Raw genomic sequence first — 22,393 nt, 5'->3', positions numbered from 1 at the left:
CTATTGATGAAAGCGGTCTACAGCCTGTTCGAACGTTGGGTTGATCCCTTCCGCGAACCGGACAATCTCAGACCGCCTTCAACCACAATGGCTTTCCTCTGGCATTACGCGCGCCAGGCGAAATGGCCGCTTGTGGCAGCACTTGCCGCTGGCGGTCTTCTGCCGCTGGTGGAAGCGGGGCTGTTTTATTTCACCGGACGTCTGGTCGATATTCTGGATCAGGCTGGCAAAGGCGGCATAGAGCGCAGCTGGTCGGCGTTGATCGAGGCCGCCGGGCCTGAGCTTCTCTTCATGGGGTTCACGGTTCTGGTGATCCGGTTGATCGTCACCGCTGCAACGACCCTGCTGGACGACCAGACCATGTCGCCCGGCTTCTACAACATGATCCGCTGGCAGGCGAATTCCTATGTGCTGCGCCAGTCCTATGCCTTCTTCCAGAATGATTTTGCCGGACGTATCGCCACAAAAGTCTGGCAGGCCGGGCAGGCGGCGGGCGACCTGATCGAAAGTCTCATTCAGGTCGTCTGGTTCATGGCGATCTACAGCGTCACCACGCTTTTTCTGGTCGGGCGGCTCGATTGGCGGCTTGCCGCCGCCGTCATTGTCTGGATCATCGCTTTCGGCTTCATCGCATGGCGCTATCTGCCGCGCATCCGCAAGAATGCCGAAGCCTCCGCCGAAGCGGGGTCGATGATCAACGGGCGGATTGTCGACAGCTATTCCAATATCGAGACCATCAAGCTCAACACGGCGGATGATGACGAGCGCTATCTGCGCGACGGCTTCGAACGCTATCTTGCGGCGATCCTGCCGTTCATGCGATCGCTGACTGGTGTGCGCCTGTCGCTGACGGCTTTGTCGGGCCTGATGATCGTGACAGTTGCGGCCATCGCCATCGATCTCTGGACGCAAGATGCCATCACGGTTGGTGAGGTGTCGTTCACGCTCGGTCTGGTGCTGCGTCTCAACATGCTGCTTGGACGCCTCATGATGCAGCTCAATGGCATGTTGCGCCAGTTGGGGCTGATCGAAAACTCAATGCGCCTTGTCTCCGCGCCGCTCGGTCTCGAAGACCGGCCCGGCGCAAAACCGCTGGTGGTTCGCGATGCCCGCATCGACGTGCGCGACGTGACCTTCCATTACGGCAAGGGTGCTGGCGTTCTGCAGAACATCAATTTGACTGTGCGGGGCGGCGAGCGTGTGGGGCTGGTCGGCCATTCCGGCGCGGGCAAGACCACGCTCGTCAATCTTATCCTGCGGCTTTACGATGTGGAAAAGGGCACCATCACCGTGGACGGGCAGGACATACGCGATGTCACGCAGAACTCGCTGCGGCGGGCCTTTGCCGTGGTCAGCCAGCAAACCGCACTTTTGCACCGCTCCCTGCGCGATAATATCATGTTGGCTCGTGACGATGCCACCGATGAAGAATTGCTAAAGGCGGCCCGGCAGGCGGAAGCGGACGGCTTCATCGCCAAGCTGGAAGATTTTCAGGGCCGCAAGTCCTTCGATGCTTTCGTGGGCGAACGCGGCGTCAAACTATCGGGCGGCCAGCGTCAGCGCATCGCCATTGCCCGCGCCATTCTCAAGGACGCACCGATTCTCATTCTCGATGAGGCGACCTCGGCACTCGATTCGGATGTGGAAGCCTCGATACAGGAGAATCTCAAGCTACTCATGGAAGGCAAGACGGTGATTGCCATTGCACATCGTCTTTCGACCATTGCCGCACTCGACCGTCTGGTGGTCATAGACGCTGGCCGGATCGTCGAGGAAGGCACACATGAGGAATTGATCGCCAAAGGCGGCATCTATGCCGGGCTCTGGGCGCGCCAGTCTGGCGGGTTTCTCGGAGAGAACCACGAAAACTAAAAACTTCCGGTCATCTCCGGTCATCCGGGCAGGTCTTTGGCCCTGACCGCAGCTTTGCTGTGTATCCGTCAAATTAATCAAGCAAATCCGCCTGCGACATCGTGCCGTCATAAGGGGTTGGTGTCTGGACAAGCGTTTTTTACGCGCATAAACCGGATAGTGAGATGGAGGGAATTTCGTCCTGCGAGCACTTGCGGGATAACTTTTGCGCAGGTGCAAAAGCGGACGAGGGGAGAGTTCAATTGAACATGCAGATTAAAAGGGAGTTGGCACGTGAGCGCACACGACACGGCTGAGCCGACACGGCGTGATTTTCTCTATATTGCGACGGGAATGGCCGGTGTGGTCGGTGTTGGCGGACTGGCATGGCCGTTTATCGACCAGATGCGTCCAGACGCTTCGACACTCGCAGCCGCTTCCATCGAAGTCGACGTTTCTTCTCTTGCAGAAGGCGCGTCCCTGACCGTCAAATGGCGCGGCAAGCCGGTATTCATCCGCAACCGTTCCGCCAAGGAAGTGGAAGAAGGCAAGAGCGCGGCTCTCGGTGACCTGAAGGACCCGATCGCCCGCAACGCAAACCTTCCATCGGATGCGCAGGCAACCGACGTTGCTCGTTCGGCAGGCGAAGGCAAGGAAAACTGGCTCATCATGATCGGCGTATGCACGCATCTCGGCTGCGTACCGCTCGGTGAGTCCGGTTCTTTCGGCGGCTGGTTCTGCCCATGCCATGGCTCGACCTATGACACTGCGGGTCGTATCCGCAGCGGCCCGGCACCGGAAAACATGCACATCCCGCAATATGCGTTCACTTCCGATACGGTCATCAGGATCGGCTAAAACAGGTCTTGGGGAGAGAAGACATGAGTGGTGGACACTCCACATATACGCCGAAGACCGGCATCGAAAAATGGGTCGACGAACGGCTTCCCTTGCCGCGTCTGGTCTATGATTCCTTCGTGGCCTATCCGACGCCGCGTAACCTGAACTACATGTACACCTTTGGTGGCATTTTGAGCTTCATGCTCATCTCGCAGATTCTGACCGGCATCGTTCTGGCGATGCACTATGCTGCGGATACGGGCATCGCGTTCAATTCCGTCGAAAAAATCATGCGCGACGTCAACTCCGGCTGGCTTCTGCGCTACATGCACTCCAACGGTGCATCCTTCTTCTTCATCGCCGTTTATCTGCACATTGCACGCGGTCTGTACTACGGCTCCTACAAGGCGCCGCGCGAGCTTCTGTGGATCCTCGGCGTGGTGATCTTCCTTCTCATGATGGCGACCGCCTTCATGGGTTATGTGCTGCCATGGGGCCAGATGTCCTTCTGGGGTGCAACGGTTATCACCGGCTTCTTCACGGCCTTTCCGGTCATAGGCGAGCCGATACAGCAGCTTCTCCTTGGCGGCTTTGCGGTCGACAATCCGACGCTGAACCGCTTCTTCTCGCTGCACTACCTGCTGCCGTTCATGATTGCCGGCGTTGTCGTCCTGCACGTCTGGGCGCTGCATGTCACCGGCCAGACCAACCCGACCGGCATTGAAGTGAAGTCGAAGACCGATACGGTTGCCTTCACGCCTTATGCGACCATCAAGGACGCTTTCGGCGCGCTCGTCTTCTTCGTGTTCTTCGCCTATTTCGTCTTCTACATGCCAAACTTCCTCGGCCACCCGGATAACTATATCCCGGCCGACTCGCTCAAGACGCCTGCTCACATCGTTCCTGAATGGTACTTCCTGCCGTTCTACGCGATGCTGCGCGCCATCACCTTCAATATCGGCCCGATCGATTCGAAGCTCGGCGGTGTTCTGACGATGTTCGGTTCGATCGCTATCCTCTTCGTGGTTCCCTGGCTCGATACGTCGAAGGTTCGTTCGGCTGTCTATCGCCCGTGGTTCAAGCTGTTCTTCTGGCTCTTCGTGATCAACGCCATCTTCCTTGGATGGCTGGGTTCGCGTCCTGCAGAAGGTTCCTATGTCTTCATGGCGCAGCTCGGTACGCTTTACTATTTCGCTTTCTTCATCGTCATCATGCCGGTTCTCGGCCTGATCGAGACGCCGAAGCGTCTGCCCAACTCGATTACCGAGGCGGTGCTGGCGAAGAGCGAAGGCAAGGCCGAGATTGCCCCCGTGGAAATCAAGGGCTGAACCAGCGAGAGATATGAAGGACGTAATGATGAAAAACATCCTCAAGAGCTTCGCTGCCTTTGGTATCGCTCCGCTGGTCGCACTTGGTCTTTCCATGAGCGGTGCCTTCGCTGAGGAGGGCGGCAATGCGGCGGAACCTACGCATTTCCCGATCCACCACCCGACGCAGGAAAAGTGGAGCTTTGCCGGTCCGTTCGGCACCTATGACAAGGGCCAGCTGCAGCGCGGTCTGAAAGTCTATAAGGAAGTATGCTCGGCCTGCCATTCCATGAACCTGGTGGCCTTCCGTACGCTGGAAGACCTCGGCTATACGCCGGAACAGGTCAAAGCCTTTGCAGCCGAGTATGAAGTGCAGGACGGTCCGAACGCCGAAGGTGAAATGTTCACCCGCAAGGCGCTGCCGACCGACCATTTCCCGTCGCCATTTCCAAATGCGGCCGCAGCTGCTGCCGCAAACAATGGTGCGGCTCCGCCTGACTTCTCGCTGATCGCCAAGGCGCGCGCCGTGGAACGCGGCTTCCCGACCTTCATCTTCGACATTTTCACGCAATATGCCGAAGGTGGGCCGGATTATATTCACGCGCTTCTGACCGGCTTCGATGAGCAGCCGCCAGCGGGGATGCAGATTGCCGAAGGTACGCATTACAATCCGTACTTCATTTCGGCAAAGGCGCTTGCCATGGCCAAGCCGCTGAACGATGGTCAAGTGACCTATGATGATGGCTCGCCGCAGACGGTGGACCAATATTCGCGCGACGTTTCGGCATTCCTGATGTGGGCCGCTGAGCCGCATCTGGAACAGCGCAAGCGCACCGGCTTCCGGGTGATTGTGTTCCTGATTCTCTTTGCAGGTCTGGCCTATATCGCCAAGCGGTCGATCTGGTCTGATGTGAAGCACTGAACATTCAGCTGACCGTTGAAAAGAGGGCGCCAAAAACGGCGTCCTTTTTGTTTGTGCGGGGCTGAATTACAATCGGCATCAGCCAAACCTGGCGCCGGAGCTGCCGTTTTGGATAAGTCTGCCCGCTCATGCGCGAATAAGCTTGGCGTGGCTGCGATATCGTGGTTGAAAGAGCGTAATAGCAAGATGCGCGCTCAGAGATGTCTCAGTTGGGACATCACCACCATGGACAAGCGCTGGCAATGTTTCAACTGAAAGGACTGAACATGGAATCCGGGCTCAACGCCAGTTTGAAGGATGCCATCAGAACCATTCCGGATTATCCCAAACCCGGCGTGCAGTTCCGCGACGTGACGACCCTTATGGGCGATGCGCAGGCGTTCCGCCGCGCGGTCGACGAACTGGTCTACCCCTATGCCGGTAACAAGGTAGATAAAGTCGCGGGCATCGAAGCGCGCGGCTTCATTCTGGGTGGCGCCATTGCTCACCAGATTTCCGCCGGTTTCGTGCCGATCCGCAAGAAGGGCAAGCTGCCGCGCGATACGGTGCGTATTGCTTACAGCCTTGAATATGGCATTGACGAAATGGAGATGCACCGCGACGCCATCGAGAAGGGCGAGCGCATCATTCTCGTGGACGATCTGATCGCCACCGGCGGCACGGCTGAAGCCGCTGCCAAGCTGTTGTTGCAGATGGGGGCGAATATCGTCGCCGCCTGCTTCATCATCGATCTGCCGGACCTCGGCGGACGCAAGAAGCTGGAAGCGCTCGGCGTACCCGTGCGCACGCTGGTTTCGTTCGAAGGCGATTGAGCACAAATATCTGCTTATGAAAAAGCCCGCTGCATGGCGGGCTTTTTCATGTCAGGCATCGAGCTTGGGCGGCAACTTGACCATGGCCGCATTGTCGAAGGACAGCACGTCTTCACCATTTTGATTATGCGCTCGCAAGGACATGGTCAGCATCGACCAGCCCGGACGCGACGCAAGCGCGCGCATCGCGTGAACGGTGCGCTTGAAGGTGATTGTGTCGCCCGCATAGACCGGCTTTGACCATTTCAGGTTTTCGAAGCCCGGCGAGGGGCCGAAAACCGGCGGGGTCTCGCCGCGCTTGAGGGCCTCGTTGGTCGCCTGCACGATGGAGGCGACATTCAGCTTCATGAATACAGCCGTCGTGTGCCAGCCAGAGGCGCACAGGCCGCCGAACAGACTGTTCTTTGCCGCTTCCGCATCGAGATGGAAAGGTTGCGGATCATATTTCGTGGCGAAGTCGATGATCTCTTCGGCGGTAAATGTATAGCTGCCGATATCCTGCTCGCGACCGAGATTGTCTTCAAGATAGCTCATCATGCACCCGCCTTGGCTTCCTGTGACGCAACGTAATCGCGGCGTCCCATCATACAGGGATGCTGCATTTCGCACACGGTTTCACCGCGCTGATTGACGAGCGCGTGGTGCAGCGTGACGAGACCGATTTCCGGGCGGCTCTTGGAAAGGCGACGGTCGATGACGGTGGTAACACCGCTCAGCGTATCGCCAGCCAGAACCGGGCGCTTCCAGCGCGTGAATTCGACGCCGGGGCCGCCTTGCGATGTGGAATTGGTCAGAAAGGCGTCGCAGACCAGACGCATGATCAGCGATACGGTCTGCCATCCCGAGGCGGCAAGACCGCCAAGTACGCTGGCTTTGCCCGCTTCTTCATCGAGGTGGAAGGGCTGCGGATCGAACGCGCGCGCGAATTCGATGATCTCTTCCTTGTTGATCGTGCGCGGGCCGAAAGGGATTTTCAGTCCCGGCACCATATCCTCATAGGCGTATTTCTGCTGGGGCTTGCTCACCCTCTATCTCCTCCAAATCGGTTTCAGGAAATGCTCTGAATATGCAAAGGCCGCCGGGAAACGGCGGCCTGATCGTATCAGGTGTTGAAGCGGAACAGCATCACATCGCCGTCATGGACGATGTATTCCTTGCCTTCGTCTCGGGCTTTGCCCGCTTCCTTGGCACCGACTTCACCGTTGTATTTGACGTAGTCTTCATAGGCGATAGTCTGGGCGCGGATGAAGCCGCGCTCGAAATCGGTGTGGATCACACCGGCAGCGCCGGGAGCCTTGGTGCCGCGACGGATGGTCCAGGCGCGGGTTTCCTTCGGTCCAGCGGTGAAATAGGTGATGAGGTCGAGAAGCTTGTAACCGGCACGGATCAGGCGGTCGAGGCCCGGTTCCTCAAGGTCCATGCTTTCCAGATATTCCCTGGCTTCCTCATCGGGCAACTGGGCAACTTCCGCCTCGATAGCCGCGGAGATGATGACCGTCTGCGCGCCCTGTTCCTCGGCCATCTTTTCGACGGCTGCACTATATGCGTTGCCCTTGGCGGCATCGCCTTCGGCGACGTTGCAGACATAGAGTACAGGCTTGGAGGTGAGAAGGTTCAGGCCCTTCAGCGTCAGCAGGTCTTCTGCGGCGATATCCTTCAGCATCAGGCGAACAGGCTGGCCGTTCTGCAGCAGTTCAAGCGCTGCTTCCATCACCGGCAGGATGGTCAGCGCTTCCTTGTCCTTGCCGGTGGCGCGCTTGCGGATCTGCACGATGCGGCGCTCGATGCTTTCGAGGTCCGACAGCATCAGTTCGGTTTCAACGGTCTGCGCGTCCGATACCGGATCAATGTGGCCTTCGACATGGGTGATGTCGTCATCTTCGAAGCAGCGCAGCACATGCACGATGGCATCGACTTCGCGGATATTGGCGAGGAACTGGTTGCCGAGGCCTTCGCCCTTCGAAGCACCGCGCACAAGGCCGGCGATATCAACGAAGTTGATGCGGGTCGGGATGATTTCCTTCGAACCGGCGATCTTGGCAATATCGTTCTGGCGCGGATCGGGAACGGCCACTTCGCCGGTGTTCGGCTCAATGGTGCAGAACGGATAGTTTGCGGCCTGTGCGGCGGCCGTTTTGGTCAGCGCGTTGAAAAGCGTCGACTTGCCAACATTTGGCAGACCGACGATGCCGCATTTGAAACCCATGATCGTTCCTGTCAGACTAGAATAGAATTACCGTCGCTATGCGACATTGAGGTGTGAAGCGTCAAGAGGCGCAGCCGTCGCGAAGGATTAATCCTTCTTCCCCAGCAGCTTTTTCAGCATTTCAGCCATCGGACCGCTTTCGGGAATGGCCGGCTTCTTCTGGTTCTGCCGCGCCTGACGGATATGGCTCTGCGCCTTGGGCGGGGCCTTTTCCAGTTGCGCGGGGTCGGCCTTGAAACCGTTGGGCCGCTGATTGCCGTCGCCCATGGCGAGCGCAATGCGGTTCATGAAGCTGTTGTCATCGCCCGGCTTGGCGAGCAGGCCAATATTGTCGGCGACAGCGCCTAAGAGCGTGTCCAGCCATTCATTGTCGGCCTTGGCGAAATCGCCGAGAACATAATTATGCACCAGTTCCTTCGCGCCCGGATGGCCGATGCCAAGCCGCATGCGGCGATAATTCTGGCCGCCGGGGAAGGACTGTACATGCGCGTCGATGGATTTGATGCCGTTATGGCCGCCGGAGCCGCCGCCGGTCTTGATCCGCAGCTTGCCCGGAATGAGGTCGAGTTCGTCATAGATGACGACGAGATCGGCGGAAGTGAGCTTGTAGAAGCGCATAGCCTCGCCGACAGACTGGCCCGAGAGGTTCATGAAAGTCAGCGGCTTGATCAGCAGCACTTTCTCGCCGTCAATCACGCCATCGGCAATCTCGGCCTGAAATTTCTTCTGCCAGTTGGAGAAACGATGGCGGCGGAATATTTCATCCGCCGCCATGAAACCGATATTATGCCGGTTATGCGCATATTTGGGGCCCGGATTGCCAAGACCTGCGATGAGCAGCATGGTTCAGAGTCCCCAAAATACGGAAAGCGATTATTCGCCGTCCTTGGCTTCTTCTTCAGCGCCTTCAGCAGCAGCTTCGTCCGACTTCAGGCCGGCAGGAGCAGCAATGGTGGCGATGGTGAAGTCGCGGTCCTGAATGGCAGCCGACACGCCCTTTGGCAGCTTGATTGCCGAAATGTGGACGGAGTCACCGATTTCAAGGCCGGTCAGGTCGAATTCGAGCGCTTCCGGAATTGCATTGGCCGGAACGATCAGTTCAACGTCGTGGCGAACGATGTTGAGAACGCCGCCGCGCTTGATGCCCGGTGCAGCTTCTTCGTTCTTGAAGTGAACAGGAACGTTCACGTGAACGACCGACTTGGCGGATACGCGCAGGAAGTCGACATGCTGCGGGAAGTCGCGGACTGGGTCCAGCTGGTAGTCCTTCGGGAGGACCTGAATCTTCTTGCCGTCTACTTCGATCGTGGCAACCGTGGTCTTAAAACCACCGCCATGAATCTTGTAGAAGATCTCCTTATAGGAGACGGCGATTGCGAGGGGCTCCTGCTTGTCGCCATAGATGACTGCAGGAATCTGGCCGTTGCGACGCAGTTCGCGGGAGGACCCCTTACCAACCCGGGTACGCAGATCGGCCTTGAGCACGTAAGTCTCGCTCATGGCATTTCCTTTCAAAGTTACTGGAGTGTCGCTCGCTTTCTGCGCATGATCTTGTCCGAAAACCGGTTTCGACTTTTCGGGATCATGCTTCAACAAACGACATGAAACAGCCCGTATCGTCTGTCACAAGGTGAAAGACCGGACCGCTCCATTCCGCGTTGCCTCCAAGGGTGTCTACGCGGATGACGGTGGCTATAGACCATAGCGTGCGGCTGCGCAAGTTTTTCGGATTTGCCGTTAGGTGGGAGCTGACGAGGCCATAGTTGAAAAAATAGTCCCGGTAGCCTATATTCGGGTCGGTAGCTGAAGCGCGAACTCCAGCTACCGTGTTCTTAGATAAAGAATTGTACCCGCACTGTAGCTCGCCAGCTGGTGCGGGTTTTCTTTATTCTAAGCGTGAATCTAATGGGTATAAACCACATAGAGTTCACCTCCGAATAGAAAGCAAAGCCCTTGCCAAGGTCGGAGCGGCTCATCCTCCCCGACGCGCCCGCTGGCTGGGCGCTTGCTGCTTTTGCCCCCGTTCAGATTGCTATCAAAACTTCTGATTGAAATCTACGGTCCAGCATCTGTGGGCATTCCGCATAACCGGTGGCATTGACGGCTTTAAAGATGTTAAGCGGATGCCTGATCGACCGCAGGCATAGCCGTGCGAGTCGTTTGTTTCGGTCATTCTTAAACAAGGAGGCGAGATGCAGGTCGGTATCGACATGGGTGCTGTTGCTGGAAGCGGTTCTGCCTCGGCAGCGGCGCTTGGCGGTGGCAAGCAGGCCATGCTTGATCTTGAGGAGCTTCTCGCCACGCGCCTGCTCGTGCAGGGCAATTCAGGCTCCGGCAAGTCGCATCTTCTGCGCCGCCTGCTTGAACAGAGCGCGCAATGGGTGCAGCAATGCATCGTCGATCCGGAAGGCGATTTCGTCACGCTGGCCGATCTTTACGGCCATGTCGTCGTTGACGCCGCCCGCACCGAAGCCGAATTGACCCGCATTGCCGGACGCATCCGCCAGCATCGTGTTTCGGTGGTACTCAATCTGGAAGGTCTCGATGTCGAGCAGCAGATGCGCTCGGCGGCGGCGTTTCTCGGCGGTCTGTTCGATGCCGAACGAGACTACTGGTATCCGATGCTTGTCGTGGTGGATGAGGCGCAGCTTTTTGCGCCTGCCGCCGCTGGCGAAGTGTCCGACGAAGCGCGCAAGCTTTCGCTCGGTGCGATGACCAATCTCATGTGTCGCGGGCGCAAGCGTGGTCTCGCCGGTGTTATTGCAACGCAGCGCCTGGCCAAGCTTGCCAAGAACGTGGCTGCCGAAGCCTCCAACTTTCTGATGGGCCGCACCTTCCTCGATATCGATATGGCGCGCGCCGCCGATCTGCTGGGCATGGAGCGCAAACAGGCAGAAATGTTCCGCGATCTCGAACGCGGGCATTTCGTGGCGCTTGGACCGGCGCTGTCGCGGCGTCCGCTGCCGATCCGCATCGGCAAGGTGGAAACTTCGGCCCGTTCGTCGTCGCCGAAGCTGATGCCGCTGCCCGATGCGCCGGAAGATGCGCTTGATTTGATCTTTACGCCCGCGCCACAGGAAATCCGCACCGTCGTGCGTCGGACGCCCCCACCTCCACCGCCGCCATCCACGGCGGAAATTCTGGCACAGGTGGCCAAGCCCAAGCCCGAAGCAGAGCCCGTGGAAGCGCCGCTTTTCCCCGGTATCGTGGAAGCGGAACGCGACGAGCTTCTCGATAAGGTCATGCGCGAGATCGTAGACGACCCGGAAGCCTCGTTCCGGTCTGTGGCGGTTCTCTATCAGGACTTTCTGGTGCGCTGTCGCATTCACCGCGTTCCGGGCGAACCGCTGGCACTGCCTGCCTTCCGCCGCAGGTTGGCGGTGGCGCAGGCCAGCATTGAAAGCGATGTGGCGAGTGGCGAGACATGGCAGCAGGCGCTGTCGCTGTCGGAAAGCCTCACCGACGATGTGCAGGGCGTGTTCCTGATCGTGGCGCAGGCAGCCGTCACCGGTGCGCCTTGCCCCTCCGACGCGGCGCTGGCGCGGGCCTATGGCACGCATTCGTTCAGCCGTGCCCGGCGTTTGCTGACTTATTTCGAGGAGCGTGGGCTGCTGGTGGTCCGCAATGATTTCAAGGGAATGCGCATCGTCAATTTCCCTGATCTTGGCTGCGAAACGGCACCGGGTGATCCCAGTGCTCCGGACGATATGGTGGAAGAGGGTGCTGCCGCCGAGTAGGCTGTGAAGACCGTCATGAACCTGTAATGATTATCGCCGACAGCTTGCGGTGGAATCAATCAGGACGGTAACGTGACAGAGCCAGTAAAGCAGCCAGATTTCAGAGAACTTTTCACGACTTTTGGCAAAGTGGGTCTGCTGTCTTTCGGTGGTCCGGCGGCACAGATCGCCATGCTGCAACGCATCATCGTGGATGAGAAGAAATGGATGGATCAGGAAAGGCTGATCCATGCGCTGAACTTTTGCATGTTGTTGCCGGGGCCGGAAGCCATGCAGCTTGCGACCTATTCCGGCTGGGCGGTTAAAGGCTGGCGCGGCGGCCTGCTGGCGGGGCTGTTGTTCGTGCTGCCCGGCGCTGTCGTGATGCTTGGTCTCTCCGCGCTCTACATCGCCTTCGGGCATGTGGAGGTCGTGGCCGGCTTGCTGTTCGGGCTTAAGGCAGCGGTGCTGGCTGTGGTGTTCGAAGCGCTTTACCGCATGGCCAAGCGGACACTGACTTCAGGCTTTTCCTACGCCGTGGCGATTGCGGCGTTTATTGCCATCGCGCTTTTGAAACTGCCGTTTCCGCTTGTTGTGCTGCTTGCAGCTTTGGCAGGCGGTCTGCGCCATATCGTGCAGGGCAGCGGGGCGGGAACTGGTCTGGGCGAGGCGACGCCCGGCGCACTGCGCGATTTCACGCAGCAAACGCTCGTCTGGGGCGGGCTTTGGCTCGCACCACTCGTTCTTCTCTATCTGGCCTTCGGCGGCGCGCATGTCTTCGTGCAGGAAGCCGCCTTTTTCTCAAAGCTTGCCGCTGTGACTTTCGGTGGCGCCTATGCGGCCCTTTCCTATACGGCGCAGCAGGCGGTCGAACATTTCGGCTGGATGAAGCCGGGCGAAATGCTGACCGGGCTGGGGCTGGCCGAAACCACCCCGGGACCGCTGATCCTCGTGCTGGTTTTCGTGGGCTTTGTGGGGGCTGCGAACCTGTCCGGCCTGCCGCCCATTCTGGGCGGCTTTGTCGGCGGCTTCATTGCGCTCTGGTTTACCTTCGTGCCGTGTTTTCTATGGATATTGGCGGGAGCGCCATTCGTGGAGCGGCTGCGTCAGGTGCGCTGGCTTTCCGCCATGCTGGGTGGCATCACGGCGGCGGTGGTGGGTGTGATCGCCAATCTGGCGCTATGGTTCTCGCTGCATGTGCTGTTTGCACAGGTGCTGGATAAGACGGTGGGGCCGTTCAGCGTGCCCTTGCCGGTCTGGAGCACAATAGACAATGCCGCCGTCCTGATTGCAGGCGCGGCGGCATTGCTGCTTGTCGTCTTGAAACTCAACATGCCGCTCGTGCTGTTGCTGGCGGCATGCCTCGGAATTGCTATCCGACTGGTGTTTTAATCGAACAGGCTCGAAACGGACTCTTCCGCTGCGGTGCGCGCAATGGCTTCGCCGATCAGATCCGAGATCGAGAGAACGCGGATATTTGGTGCATCGTTGATCGCGGTGGTCGGCTGTATGGAATCGGTGATCACCAGTTCCTTCAGCTTCGACGCAGCGATACGAGCAACCGCGCCACCCGAGAGAACGCCATGCGTGATGTAAGCGGTGACGCTGTTCGCGCCCTTGGCCAGCAGGGCCTCGGCTGCGTTGCAGAGCGTGCCGCCGGAATCGACGATATCGTCGAACAGCAGGCAGTCCTTGCCAGCCACTTCACCGATGACGTTCATGACTTCCGATTCACCCGGACGTTCGCGACGCTTGTCCACGATGGCGAGCTGCGCGTCGATGCGCTTGGCCAATGAGCGGGCGCGAACCACACCGCCGACGTCCGGCGATACGACCATGCAGTTGCCTGTGGCGTAATTGGCCTTCACGTCGCGCGCGATAACCGGAACGGCATAGAGATTGTCGGTCGGGATATCGAAGAAGCCCTGAATCTGACCGGCATGAAGATCAAGGGTCAGAACGCGGTTTGCACCGGCTTCAGTGATGAGGTTGGAAACCAGCTTTGCCGAAATCGGCGTGCGCGGGCCGGGCTTGCGGTCCTGACGGGCATAGCCGAAATAGGGCAGGACAGCGGTGATGCGGCGCGCCGACGAACGGCGGAAGGCATCGATCATGATGAGCAGTTCCATCAGGTGATCATTTGCCGGATAGGACGTTGATTGCAGAACGAACACGTCTTCGCCGCGCACGTTTTCCTGAATCTCTACGAAAATCTCCTGATCGGCGAAGCGGCGAACGCTTGCCTTGCCGAGCGGGATGTTGAGATATTTAGCAACGGATTCGGCAAGTGCCCGGTTGGAGTTGCCTGCGAAAAGTTTCATTCTTTTTGCCTCTGAGCCGATGCGATAGGTTTGCGGTTTCGTTCTGTCGCAAAAAGTCCGTATAACGGACGTAATCTTGTTTCGCGCATGGACCGCAACGATGCGGGGCCCAGCAACGTCATCCTTTAAAAACTTTAAAGCCGCGTACTTTTGGCCGGTCAGGTTAAGTACAGCAGCTTACAAGGTTTTCTCGAATGTGGGGCCTATTGCAAAGAGTCACCGTCATTGCAAGGCCCGACTGTTCACAATTGTTGAAAAAGGCCGGAAATCCGGCCTTTCCGCGTGTCAAAAAGCGGGGATTCAGTAAGGGATTTCAGTTCCTTGCTGAAAATGCTCAAAGTTTATGCGCGATTTGCCGCAAGCCAGGTAGAATATTCCTGCATGGTGCGGTCGGCGATGGCCTGCATGGTGGCGGGCTGCACCACGCTCCATGAGTCTGCCGCTGCACCTTGCACTTTCTCCTGTCCCTGAATGCGGTGCAGCCGGTTGCCGGAAGCATCCAGCACATCCCAGACATAGAGAACGGTCGTCTGGTTGTCCTCGGAGAGAACCGAGAAGTACCCCTTCATGACATAGGCTGCACTGGTGTCATTGGAGCCTGCCAGCTCGACGCCCTTGGCTTTGGCGTCGTCATTCATGCGGTGCGTCAGCGGCGTCACCACATTGACGGGGGCGCCGACAATGGGCGCGATGTGCAATTTGCCCGGCTTCAGTGTCGCCGTTCGCGCCGATGTCGTGGGCGGTGTTGTGGAAGGCGGTGTTGTCGTATTGGCAGTTGCGGGCGCAGTCGTGCCGGCGGGCGTGGTCGCCTGTCCGTTAGCTGGTTGCCCGGCAGTTTGGCCAGAGCCCTGCACATTCAGTGCGGATTCGGTGCTGTTGCAGGCAGCGAGCGCTCCAGCAAGCAACAGCATCATCGAAATATGTGCCTTGTTCATGGTCGGCTTCATGCTCCTGAAAACACATGGTCCTGAAAATACAGGCGGTTCTCACGTCAGGCCGATTTATCGCCGATCGTGGGCCGTTTGACAATGATGTCAGGCGATAAGCATATCAAGAGAATGGCGGGATAATGGCTGAGCCGCACCATTTGTTGTGAGATATGTCTGTCCGAGCGTCATCGCGGCGCCGCTGTCGGAGTCCATGATGATCATATGCGCAAAGAGCGTCATGTCCGGCTGGATGCTTTCCGGATTGCCCGCATAGAACATTTGCGGGTCCATCCAGGAGGGTGTGAAGCGTGCCCCGACCGAGTAGCCGCAGGCATTCAGACGGTGGCGGGTCAGCCCGTGTGCTTCCATGGTGCGGGCATGGGCGTCGAACACATCACCGAATGTTGAAGCCGGTGTCATCGCCGCCTCGACGGCCTCCAGCGCCTCGCGGGCGGCATCGTAAAGCTTGACGTGGTGTTCCGTCGGCTGGCCAATCAGGATCGTGCGCATCATCGGCGCGTGATAATGGCGGAACACGCCCGACCATTCGAGCGTAAGCTGGTCGGTGGCATCAAGCGTGCGGCGACCGGATTTATAGCGGCAGAGCAGGGCGTCTTCGCCGGAGCCGATGATATATTCATTGGCCGGATAGTCGCCGTCACCGGAAAAATTGGCGCTCATCATGGCGGCCAGAATATCGGCTTCGCTTGCGCCCGCGCGGGTGGTTTTCAGCGCGGCGTCGAGCGCATCGTCGCTCAGTTGCGCTGCGCGCTTGGCATAGGCGATTTCCGCCGGGCTTTTCAAAAGGCGCAGGCGGTCCACCATGCCGGATGCGTCGAACAATTTGGCAAAGCTCTGCAATTGCTCGTCGAGCCTGCGGGCATTCGCGCCGGTGAGGCCGTGGGTCTGGTATTCGATGCCGATGCGTGTGCCGAGCAGATCAAGCTCGGTCAGGATATTGCGCAAATCCGCTGCCGGATTGGCATTGTCGCGGTCGGTCCAGACAACGATGTTCTCGATATTGGATGTCTGGCGCGCCTGGCGCAAATCCGCCGAGCGCGTCATCAGCACCATCGAGCCGTCAGCCTTCACCACAAGGCACTGGAAGAAGCAGAAGCCGAACGTATCATAGCCGGTCAGCCAATACATGCTTTCCTGTGCGAACAGCAGCAGGGCATCAAGCTTGTCCTCCTCCATCTTCAAGATCAGACGGTCGCGGCGTGCGGCGAATTCTTCCGGCTCGAAGTGAAGGGCCATGCGGTTCTCCTCAAATGGAATCTTTGGTGTCCAGAATAGCAATGGCTGCAATCTGGCGTCCATAATCCGGCTCTTTGCGGTGCGTCGTGCGCCGGTAGGAATAGAACTGGTCTTCGTCGGCATAGGTGCACTGGCGAAGGGATTCTGCCTGTACGCCCGCTTTGGTCAGACGGTCGGTGATGAAGGTCCACAGATCGAAAAGCTTGTGATCCGGCTTGTCCGAGGCGCGGAAATAGCGTGCATAGGCCGGGTCTTTGCTCAGAAACTCCGTATAGAATTCCGGTCCGACTTCATAATTGTCGGGGCCGATGGTCGGCCCAAGAACCGCGACGATGTTCTCGCGCTTAGCGCCAAGCCCGATCATCGCGTCAATGGTGTTTTCCAGCACGCCGCTGAATGCGCCCCGCCAGCCCGCATGGGCGGAACCGATGACACCCGCCTCGTGGTCTGCAAACAGGACGGGACCGCAATCGGCAGACAGCGCGCCGAGCGCAATGCCGGGAACATTGGTCACCATGGCATCGGCCTTGGGGCGTGGCGAATCAAAAGGCGCGGTCACATGCAGCACGTCGGGCGAATGAACCTGATGCACCGTCAGGAGATGATCCGGTGCGACGCCAAGCGATTCTGCCACACGGCGGCGGTTTTCCGCGACATGTTCGGCCACATCATCCGATCCGGCTCCGACATTCAGCCCGGCATAAATACCGTCCGAAACGCCGCCTTTTCGCGTGAAAAAGCCGTGCGCAATGCGCTTGCCGGCCTGACCGGCGGGCTTGTCGAGCAGAGGCGAGCGGAGCGGTTGCGGCATGTCGGTCATAGCATATTGGCCTTATTAAACGGCGGGATGGTGGGGGAGGCAGGGTGGCTTGTCAATTGCAGCTTTTTGAAGGGCAATTGGCGCTAGCTTTGTTCGAACGGTATGAGCCGGGTGTCGCGATCGCTGAACGCCAGCACCTTGAACAAGGTGCCCATCTGTTCAGGTGCTGCCAGGCGTTCCACATCCTGCCGGATCTTTTCCTGAAAAGCAGTGTCGCGCCCGCTACCCAGACGACCTGCGCGGTCGAGCAGGCCCATGGCCAGCAGGAATTCGCCTTGGGTCATGGTGCCGGTCTTGCAACGCGAGGCGCGTGCTGTCTGCTCCAGAATATCGAAATCGACATGACTGGTCAGGTCGGCTTCCCCCGGGTGAGCAAAAACATCGTCATAGCCGTGTTTGAGCATGGCTTGCAGCGTGTCGCCAAAGCCGGATTGAAGATGGCCGTAATCGATGTTGAGCGCCGCGCCGCGCGTCTTAGCGATACGCTGCGCGATTTCCTGCAACAGAGCGGTTCGTGCGGGAGCAGCTTCGAAGATTGTGCCGTCAGGGGCCTGCGCATGGTCTTTTGGTAGAAGTGCCGGGTCGATCCCGCCTACGCCGCTGACAAAATGAAATTCATCATTTTCATCAAGCGAAATCAGCCGTTCCACAAAACGTCCGTTCGACTTGACGAATTGCCGGAATGGGATCGCGTCGAACAACTCGTTCGAAACGAGGATCAGTGGGCCGGTGGGGATGTCGGCAAAACGTTCGAACCAGGTGACGGAGACGCCCGTATCGGCGAGCTTCTGCTTCTGCTTTTCGACAAGGCGCGGACTGGTCTCGACCATCGCAACCTGCAGGCTCGCCAGCACTTGCGGGGCAAGCTTGCCAATGCTGCGCAACATGTCGCTCATCAGCGTCCCGCGTCCGGGTCCGATTTCGCACAGCACAGTGTTGGCAGGGCGGCCAAGCGCATCCCATTGCGCCACACACCAGATGCCGATCAACTCGCCGAACATCTGGCTCACTTCTGGCGCGGTGATGAAATCCCCCTCGCGACCGAACGGTTCGCGGGTCGAGTAATAGCCGGATTCCCGGTCACCGAGACATGCGGCCATATAGTCGGCAACGCTGATCGGTCCCGTCGTGGCGATCAGCCGTTTCAGCCGGTCTTTGAGCGAAGTTTCAGGCATCTTTGGCTGCTGCGCGGTTGGCGCGCCACATCGCCCACAGGCCGATCAGCACCATCGGCACCGAAAGCACCATACCCATGGTCAGCCAACCGCCAACCAGATAGCCGAGCTGTGCGTCCGGCTCGCGGAAGAACTCGACGGCAATGCGGCTGAGGCCATAGCCGGTCACGAAAGCGCCCGCGATGAAGCCCGGCTTCTTGAGCTTGCGACCGACCCAGACCAGCAGGAGCAGAACGAAAAACAGCACGAACCCTTCGAGGAAGGCTTCATAAAGCTGGCTTGGATGGCGCGGCAGCGGTCCGCCATTCGGGAAATAGACAGCCCATGGCGCATCGCTGACGCGGCCCCAGAGTTCGGAATTGATGAAATTGGCGATACGCACCACGCCGAGGCCGACCGGCACACCGGCGGCGACCACATCGAACATGCTCCACACCTTGATGCCGCGTGAGCGGGCAAACAGGATCATGGCGATGGTGGTGCCGAGAATGCCGCCATGGAACGACATGCCGCCATCCCAGACAGCGGGAATGGCAAGCGGGTTGGAGAGATAATAGGAGAAATTATAGAACAGCACATAGCCGATGCGACCGCCCAGCACGACGCCAAGTGCTGCCCAGATGACGAAATCGTCGAGCGCTTCCGGCGCCATCGGCGGGTTGTTATGTGTCCAGAGACGATGGCTGCGCAAAAGCTTCTTGCCGTACCACCATGCGAACATGATGCCGACGACATAGCCAAGGCCGTACCAGTGCACCGCCAGCGGTCCGATGGAAAAGATCACCGGATCAATATTCGGAAAGGCGAGGGCCGACGCGGGCAGCAACGTCTCTATCATGAAATCACTCCATTTTGTGACGGAACATGCTGGACGAACCGGCAACGGTCAAGCTGTCCCGCAAACGCCTTACAACACGATCACTTTCTATAGCTGCGCTTGCATCGGAACTGAGACGGCCCTATTTCAATTTTATGTTTTCAACAGGTCTCTCCTGCAAAGTAAGGAACGATTGCCATGACCAGCGGACAAAACCGGGTTCTCGACGAACTCGCCAAGCTTGTGACGGATGCGGCAGGCGCTGCGCAAGGCGTGCGCCGTGAAGTGGAAACGGCCTTGCGCTCGCAAGGGGAACGTGTACTCAACACGCTCGACGTCGTGCAGCGCGAAGACTTCGAGGCGGTGCGTGAAATGGCCATCAAGGCACGTGCCGAAAACAGTGCATTGCTGGCAAGAATCGAAGCACTTGAAGCACGACTTGCCAAATTTGAAGTTGATTCTGATGCCAAATCGGCAAAATCGGCATCTTCGACGGCAAAATCCAAAAATAATTCCTGATTATTTATTAACAGGCCGCGGGCGGTAAAAACCCTTGTCTTAGAGTCGCTTAAGGCAATGCTCGCGGCCAGTCCCTTTCATGTTTCCACATGCTTTCATGTCTCTTTTCTGAAAAGGGACTGGCGTTCAGATTCAGCTTCAATAGACTGAAAACACTACATGATTCGAAGTGTGGTCATGTAGGCGGCGGCGAGGGGCTGTAGTTCTAGTTTTCGCGTCTTTCAGGCTGCTTTCCAGTATCAGTTGCGTATGTGCGTGTGCCATTGAGGCGCTTGCATGCTGTTTGGCATGCCGGTTCCTCGACCGATCAATTCGTGCCTGTTTTTCTGCGCTTGTTGTTGCGCGGCGGCGGGTGCGGGCGAGCAATTCTTGCGCGCCGGGAATTTGAGATATCCGGCTTGAGGGTGTCTCACAGAACAGGAAACGGACATGAGCCTTCTTGAGCTTGAATTCGCACGCGAGGCGCATCCGGTGGATGTGATCGAGCAGGTTGCGCATTCAAACGACTGGACATTCGAGCGGACTGGCGACGATGAAATCGCAATTTCGGTTGCGGGCAACTGGACTGACTATCACATCTCATTTTCCTGGATGGAAGATTTCGAGGCGCTGCATCTGGCTTGCGCCTTCGACATCAAGGTGGCGGAACCGCGTGTGAACGAGGTGATGCGCCTGCTTTCGCTGATCAACGAAAAGCTCCTCATGGGGCATTTCGACCTTTGGCAACAGGAAGGTGCCATCATGTACCGCCAGTCGCTGTTGCTGGCCGGTGGTGCAGAACCGACCAGCCGTCAGGTGGAAGTGCTGCTGGCCGCAGCGCTTGAAGCTTGCGAGACCTATTTCCAGGCCTTCCAGTTCGTGGTCTGGTCGGGTGTCAGCGCGCGGGAGTCGCTGGAAAGCGTTGTGTTCGAAACAGTCGGACGCGCCTGATCAGAATCAAACGATAGCCCGGCGGGAAAAGCGCGGGGCTATGCACGGCAGACGAAAGCGGACGGATATGAGCGAAGACGCGACCATCACCTGGGCTGATTTCGAAAAGGTCGATATCCGGACGGGTACGATTGTGGAGGCGGTGCCCTTTCCGGAAGCGCGCAAGCCCGCCTATAAGCTGAAGATCGATTTCGGCGATAAGATCGGCGTGAAGAAGTCTTCCGCACAGATTACCAAACATTATCAGGCGGAAGAGCTGATCGGTCGTCAGGTGCTAGCCGTGGTGAATTTTCCACCGCGTCAGATCGGACCCTTCATGTCGGAAGTTTTGACGCTGGGCCTGCCCGATGAAGCCGGTGAAGTCGTCCTCGCAGCCATCGACAAGAAAGTGCCGAACGGCGGCAAGCTGTTTTAGCAAACTACGCTTTTCCGAATAATCACGTCCCCCCTCGTCTTGAGGAGGTTCCTGAGCTTGCGAAGGAACCGTCTCGAAGGACGAGGGGTTTTGGTGCGTTTTCCTTCGCCCTTCGAGACGCCGTTTTTAACGGCTCCTTAGGATGAGGGACCCTTCGACAAGCTCAGGGTGAGGGGCGGTGTCTCTCGTCACGCCGGAATGTGGATGATGGCGCGCAGGCCGCCGGTGGGGGCGTCGGCCAGCGTAATGTCGCCGCCATGGCTACGCGCAATGTCGAGCGCGATGGCAAGGCCAAGGCCGCCTGTGCCGCCCGAATCCTGCGTTCGCGCTTCATCAAGCCGCACGAAGGGCTTGAACACATCTTCGCGCCGGTCTTCCGGAATGCCCGGTCCGTCATCGTCCACCACGACCTTCAGCCAACCATCCTCATGCGAAATCGAAAGCTCGACATTTTGCGCATGGCGAAAGGCGTTGGACACCAGATTGCTGACGAGCCGTGAGAAAGCATTAGGGCGAACGTGGATTTCACTGTCGCCGTCGATGGAATATTTGAACCCGCGCTCACGCAGGCGTGCTTCGTTTTCAAGCTTCTCGCACAGGCGCTTCACATCGTAGCTTGCGGTTTCTTCCGCGCCTTCGCCGCGCGCAAAGGCCAGATAGCCCTCCAGCATGGTCTGCATGTCGGCGATATCCTGATTGAGCGGCTCGACGTCGATCGAGTGCCCCGTCAACGCCAATTGCAGTTTGAAGCGGGTGAGAATGGTGCGCAGATCGTGGCTGACGCCCGACAGCATCGCTGTGCGCTGTTCGATCTGGCGCTCGATGCGGGAACGCATCTGAATGAAGGCGATACCAGCCTTGCGCACTTCTTCCGCGCCGTGCGGCTTGAAACCTTCCGGCATGGAGCGGCCCTTGCCGAAACTTTCGGCAGCGTCTGCCAGTTGTTGGATCGGCTTGATCTGGTTGCGAAGGAAGGCAATGGCGATGATGAGAAGCACAAGTGCAGTGCCCACCATCCAGGTCAGGAAGATGCCGGTATTCGACGCATAAGCCTGACTACGCCGGGCGAAAACACGCAGCACCTTGTCATCGAGCTTGATGCGGATTTCGATCAGGTCGGAATCGCCGACCGTATCGACCCAGAACGGCCGGTTGATCTGACGGGTGATCTCTTCACTGAGGAAGTAATCCAGAATGGCGAAGAACGGCTTCGGCCCCGGTGCGGGCAGGGGATCGGGCGGCAGGATGGAAATGTTGAGCGCAAGACGCTGCTGCGCGAGGCGGATCAGATTGTCGTAGCCCGGTTCCTGCGGATAGGTTTCCAGAATGTCGATGATGGCCGAAATATCGCGCACCACGGCAGTCGAAAGCCGTTCCGTCACCATCTGCCAGTGACGTTCCATGAACACATAGGCGATCACGGATTGCAGCAGAACCATCGGGGCGATGATGATGATGAGCGACCGCGCATAGAGACCTTTCGGCATCCGGCGCGCCAGCCAGCGCGAGAGATTTTTCCAGAGCGTCATCGTCTCAGAACGTCCCAAACAGCTGCC

Annotated in this window: 22 protein-coding genes; 10 read left to right on the top strand and 12 right to left on the bottom strand. The window is 58.4% G+C overall.

Annotation, left to right across the window (positions count from 1 at the left end; translation table 11 throughout):
- Positions 1–6: 6 nt before the first annotated feature.
- The 5 genes from FIC94_RS05715 (at position 7) to FIC94_RS05695 (ending at position 5,732) form a co-directional block, all read left to right on the top strand.
- Positions 7–1,872 (top strand): ABC transporter ATP-binding protein, encoded by a 1,866-nt coding sequence (locus FIC94_RS05715; protein WP_140024227.1) that lies wholly within the window; start codon positions 7–9, stop codon positions 1,870–1,872.
- A gap of 273 nt (positions 1,873–2,145) precedes the next feature.
- The gene (gene petA / locus FIC94_RS05710) at positions 2,146–2,709 is read left to right on the top strand and encodes a ubiquinol-cytochrome c reductase iron-sulfur subunit (RefSeq protein WP_109369505.1); all 564 of its coding nucleotides are present in this window, start codon (positions 2,146–2,148) and stop codon (positions 2,707–2,709) included.
- A gap of 23 nt (positions 2,710–2,732) precedes the next feature.
- Positions 2,733–4,019, top strand: a complete 1,287-nt coding sequence (locus FIC94_RS05705) for a cytochrome b (RefSeq protein ID WP_109369504.1) — start codon at positions 2,733–2,735, stop codon at positions 4,017–4,019.
- 28 nt (positions 4,020–4,047) lie between these two features.
- Positions 4,048–4,920 carry a cytochrome c1 gene (locus FIC94_RS05700; RefSeq protein WP_171318556.1) on the top strand — a complete coding sequence of 291 codons (873 nt, stop codon included), beginning with the start codon at positions 4,048–4,050 and terminating at the stop codon, positions 4,918–4,920.
- Between the two features lie 266 nt (positions 4,921–5,186).
- Entirely contained in the window at positions 5,187–5,732 is a 546-nt protein-coding gene (locus tag FIC94_RS05695) for an adenine phosphoribosyltransferase (protein ID WP_109369502.1), read from the top strand.
- Between the two features lie 51 nt (positions 5,733–5,783).
- On the opposite strand, the gene FIC94_RS05690 is transcribed toward FIC94_RS05695, so the two are convergent.
- The 5 genes from FIC94_RS05690 to FIC94_RS05670 all read right to left on the bottom strand — a co-directional run bounded on the left by FIC94_RS05690 (position 5,784) and on the right by FIC94_RS05670 (position 9,438).
- The gene (locus FIC94_RS05690; RefSeq protein WP_109370275.1) at positions 5,784–6,266 is read right to left on the bottom strand and encodes a MaoC family dehydratase; all 483 of its coding nucleotides are present in this window, start codon (positions 6,264–6,266) and stop codon (positions 5,784–5,786) included.
- Entirely contained in the window at positions 6,266–6,757 is a 492-nt protein-coding gene (locus FIC94_RS05685) for a MaoC family dehydratase (protein ID WP_109369501.1), read from the bottom strand. Before FIC94_RS05685 ends, FIC94_RS05690 begins: the two co-directional genes overlap by 1 nt.
- Before the next feature lie 77 nt (positions 6,758–6,834).
- Entirely contained in the window at positions 6,835–7,938 is a 1,104-nt protein-coding gene (gene ychF / locus FIC94_RS05680) for a redox-regulated ATPase YchF (protein ID WP_140024226.1), read from the bottom strand.
- Positions 7,939–8,025: 87 nt separating this feature from the next.
- Positions 8,026–8,781, bottom strand: a complete 756-nt coding sequence (pth, locus tag FIC94_RS05675; RefSeq protein ID WP_140024225.1) for an aminoacyl-tRNA hydrolase — start codon at positions 8,779–8,781, stop codon at positions 8,026–8,028.
- A gap of 30 nt (positions 8,782–8,811) precedes the next feature.
- Positions 8,812–9,438 carry a 50S ribosomal protein L25/general stress protein Ctc gene (locus tag FIC94_RS05670; RefSeq protein ID WP_109369498.1) on the bottom strand — a complete coding sequence of 209 codons (627 nt, stop codon included), beginning with the start codon at positions 9,436–9,438 and terminating at the stop codon, positions 8,812–8,814.
- 692 nt (positions 9,439–10,130) lie between these two features.
- Here FIC94_RS05670 and FIC94_RS05665 point away from each other — a divergent pair.
- Positions 10,131–11,675, top strand: a complete 1,545-nt coding sequence (locus tag FIC94_RS05665) for an ATP-binding protein (RefSeq protein WP_140024224.1) — start codon at positions 10,131–10,133, stop codon at positions 11,673–11,675.
- A 72-nt stretch (positions 11,676–11,747) separates the two neighbouring features.
- The gene (gene chrA / locus FIC94_RS05660) at positions 11,748–13,046 is read left to right on the top strand and encodes a chromate efflux transporter (protein ID WP_140024223.1); all 1,299 of its coding nucleotides are present in this window, start codon (positions 11,748–11,750) and stop codon (positions 13,044–13,046) included.
- Here chrA and FIC94_RS05655 read toward each other — a convergent pair.
- The 6 genes from FIC94_RS05655 to lgt form a co-directional block, all read right to left on the bottom strand.
- Positions 13,043–13,975, bottom strand: coding sequence for a ribose-phosphate pyrophosphokinase (locus FIC94_RS05655; RefSeq protein ID WP_109369495.1), 933 nt, complete (start codon positions 13,973–13,975; stop codon positions 13,043–13,045). The genes chrA and FIC94_RS05655 overlap by 4 nt on opposite strands.
- 341 nt (positions 13,976–14,316) lie before the next feature.
- On the bottom strand, positions 14,317–14,922 hold the full coding sequence (locus FIC94_RS05650; protein WP_140024222.1) for a hypothetical protein: 606 nt from the start codon (positions 14,920–14,922) through the stop codon (positions 14,317–14,319).
- An 87-nt stretch (positions 14,923–15,009) separates the two neighbouring features.
- Entirely contained in the window at positions 15,010–16,161 is a 1,152-nt protein-coding gene (locus FIC94_RS05645; RefSeq protein ID WP_140024221.1) for a M24 family metallopeptidase, read from the bottom strand.
- Between the two features lie 10 nt (positions 16,162–16,171).
- Positions 16,172–16,981 carry a peptidoglycan editing factor PgeF gene (gene pgeF, locus FIC94_RS05640; RefSeq protein WP_109369492.1) on the bottom strand — a complete coding sequence of 270 codons (810 nt, stop codon included), beginning with the start codon at positions 16,979–16,981 and terminating at the stop codon, positions 16,172–16,174.
- An 83-nt stretch (positions 16,982–17,064) separates the two neighbouring features.
- Positions 17,065–18,156: a class I SAM-dependent methyltransferase gene (locus tag FIC94_RS05635; protein WP_140024220.1), complete on the bottom strand. Its 1,092-nt coding sequence runs from the start codon at positions 18,154–18,156 to the stop codon at positions 17,065–17,067.
- A complete protein-coding gene (lgt, locus tag FIC94_RS05630; RefSeq protein ID WP_140024219.1) occupies positions 18,149–18,994 on the bottom strand; it encodes a prolipoprotein diacylglyceryl transferase in 846 nt (281 codons plus the stop codon). The genes FIC94_RS05635 and lgt overlap by 8 nt, the downstream gene beginning before the upstream one ends.
- A gap of 177 nt (positions 18,995–19,171) precedes the next feature.
- On the opposite strand from lgt, the gene FIC94_RS05625 reads away from it, so the two are divergent.
- The 3 genes from FIC94_RS05625 to FIC94_RS05615 all read left to right on the top strand — a co-directional run bounded on the left by FIC94_RS05625 (position 19,172) and on the right by FIC94_RS05615 (position 20,837).
- Entirely contained in the window at positions 19,172–19,492 is a 321-nt protein-coding gene (locus FIC94_RS05625; protein WP_109369489.1) for an accessory factor UbiK family protein, read from the top strand.
- Between the two features lie 429 nt (positions 19,493–19,921).
- On the top strand, positions 19,922–20,422 hold the full coding sequence (locus FIC94_RS05620; protein ID WP_078338736.1) for a type III secretion system chaperone family protein: 501 nt from the start codon (positions 19,922–19,924) through the stop codon (positions 20,420–20,422).
- A gap of 67 nt (positions 20,423–20,489) precedes the next feature.
- Positions 20,490–20,837 (top strand): tRNA-binding protein, encoded by a 348-nt coding sequence (locus FIC94_RS05615; RefSeq protein WP_121536496.1) that lies wholly within the window; start codon positions 20,490–20,492, stop codon positions 20,835–20,837.
- 188 nt (positions 20,838–21,025) lie between these two features.
- Here FIC94_RS05615 and FIC94_RS05610 read toward each other — a convergent pair whose 3' ends face one another.
- On the bottom strand, positions 21,026–22,366 hold the full coding sequence (locus tag FIC94_RS05610; RefSeq protein WP_109369488.1) for an ATP-binding protein: 1,341 nt from the start codon (positions 22,364–22,366) through the stop codon (positions 21,026–21,028).
- Positions 22,367–22,393: the final 27 nt, after the last annotated feature.

Origin of the sequence: Ochrobactrum teleogrylli, assembly GCF_006376685.1 — a bacterium.
In the GTDB taxonomy this organism is placed as follows: Bacteria; Pseudomonadota; Alphaproteobacteria; order Rhizobiales; family Rhizobiaceae; genus Brucella; species Brucella teleogrylli.
This window is presented reverse-complemented; position numbering and strand designations above follow the sequence as displayed.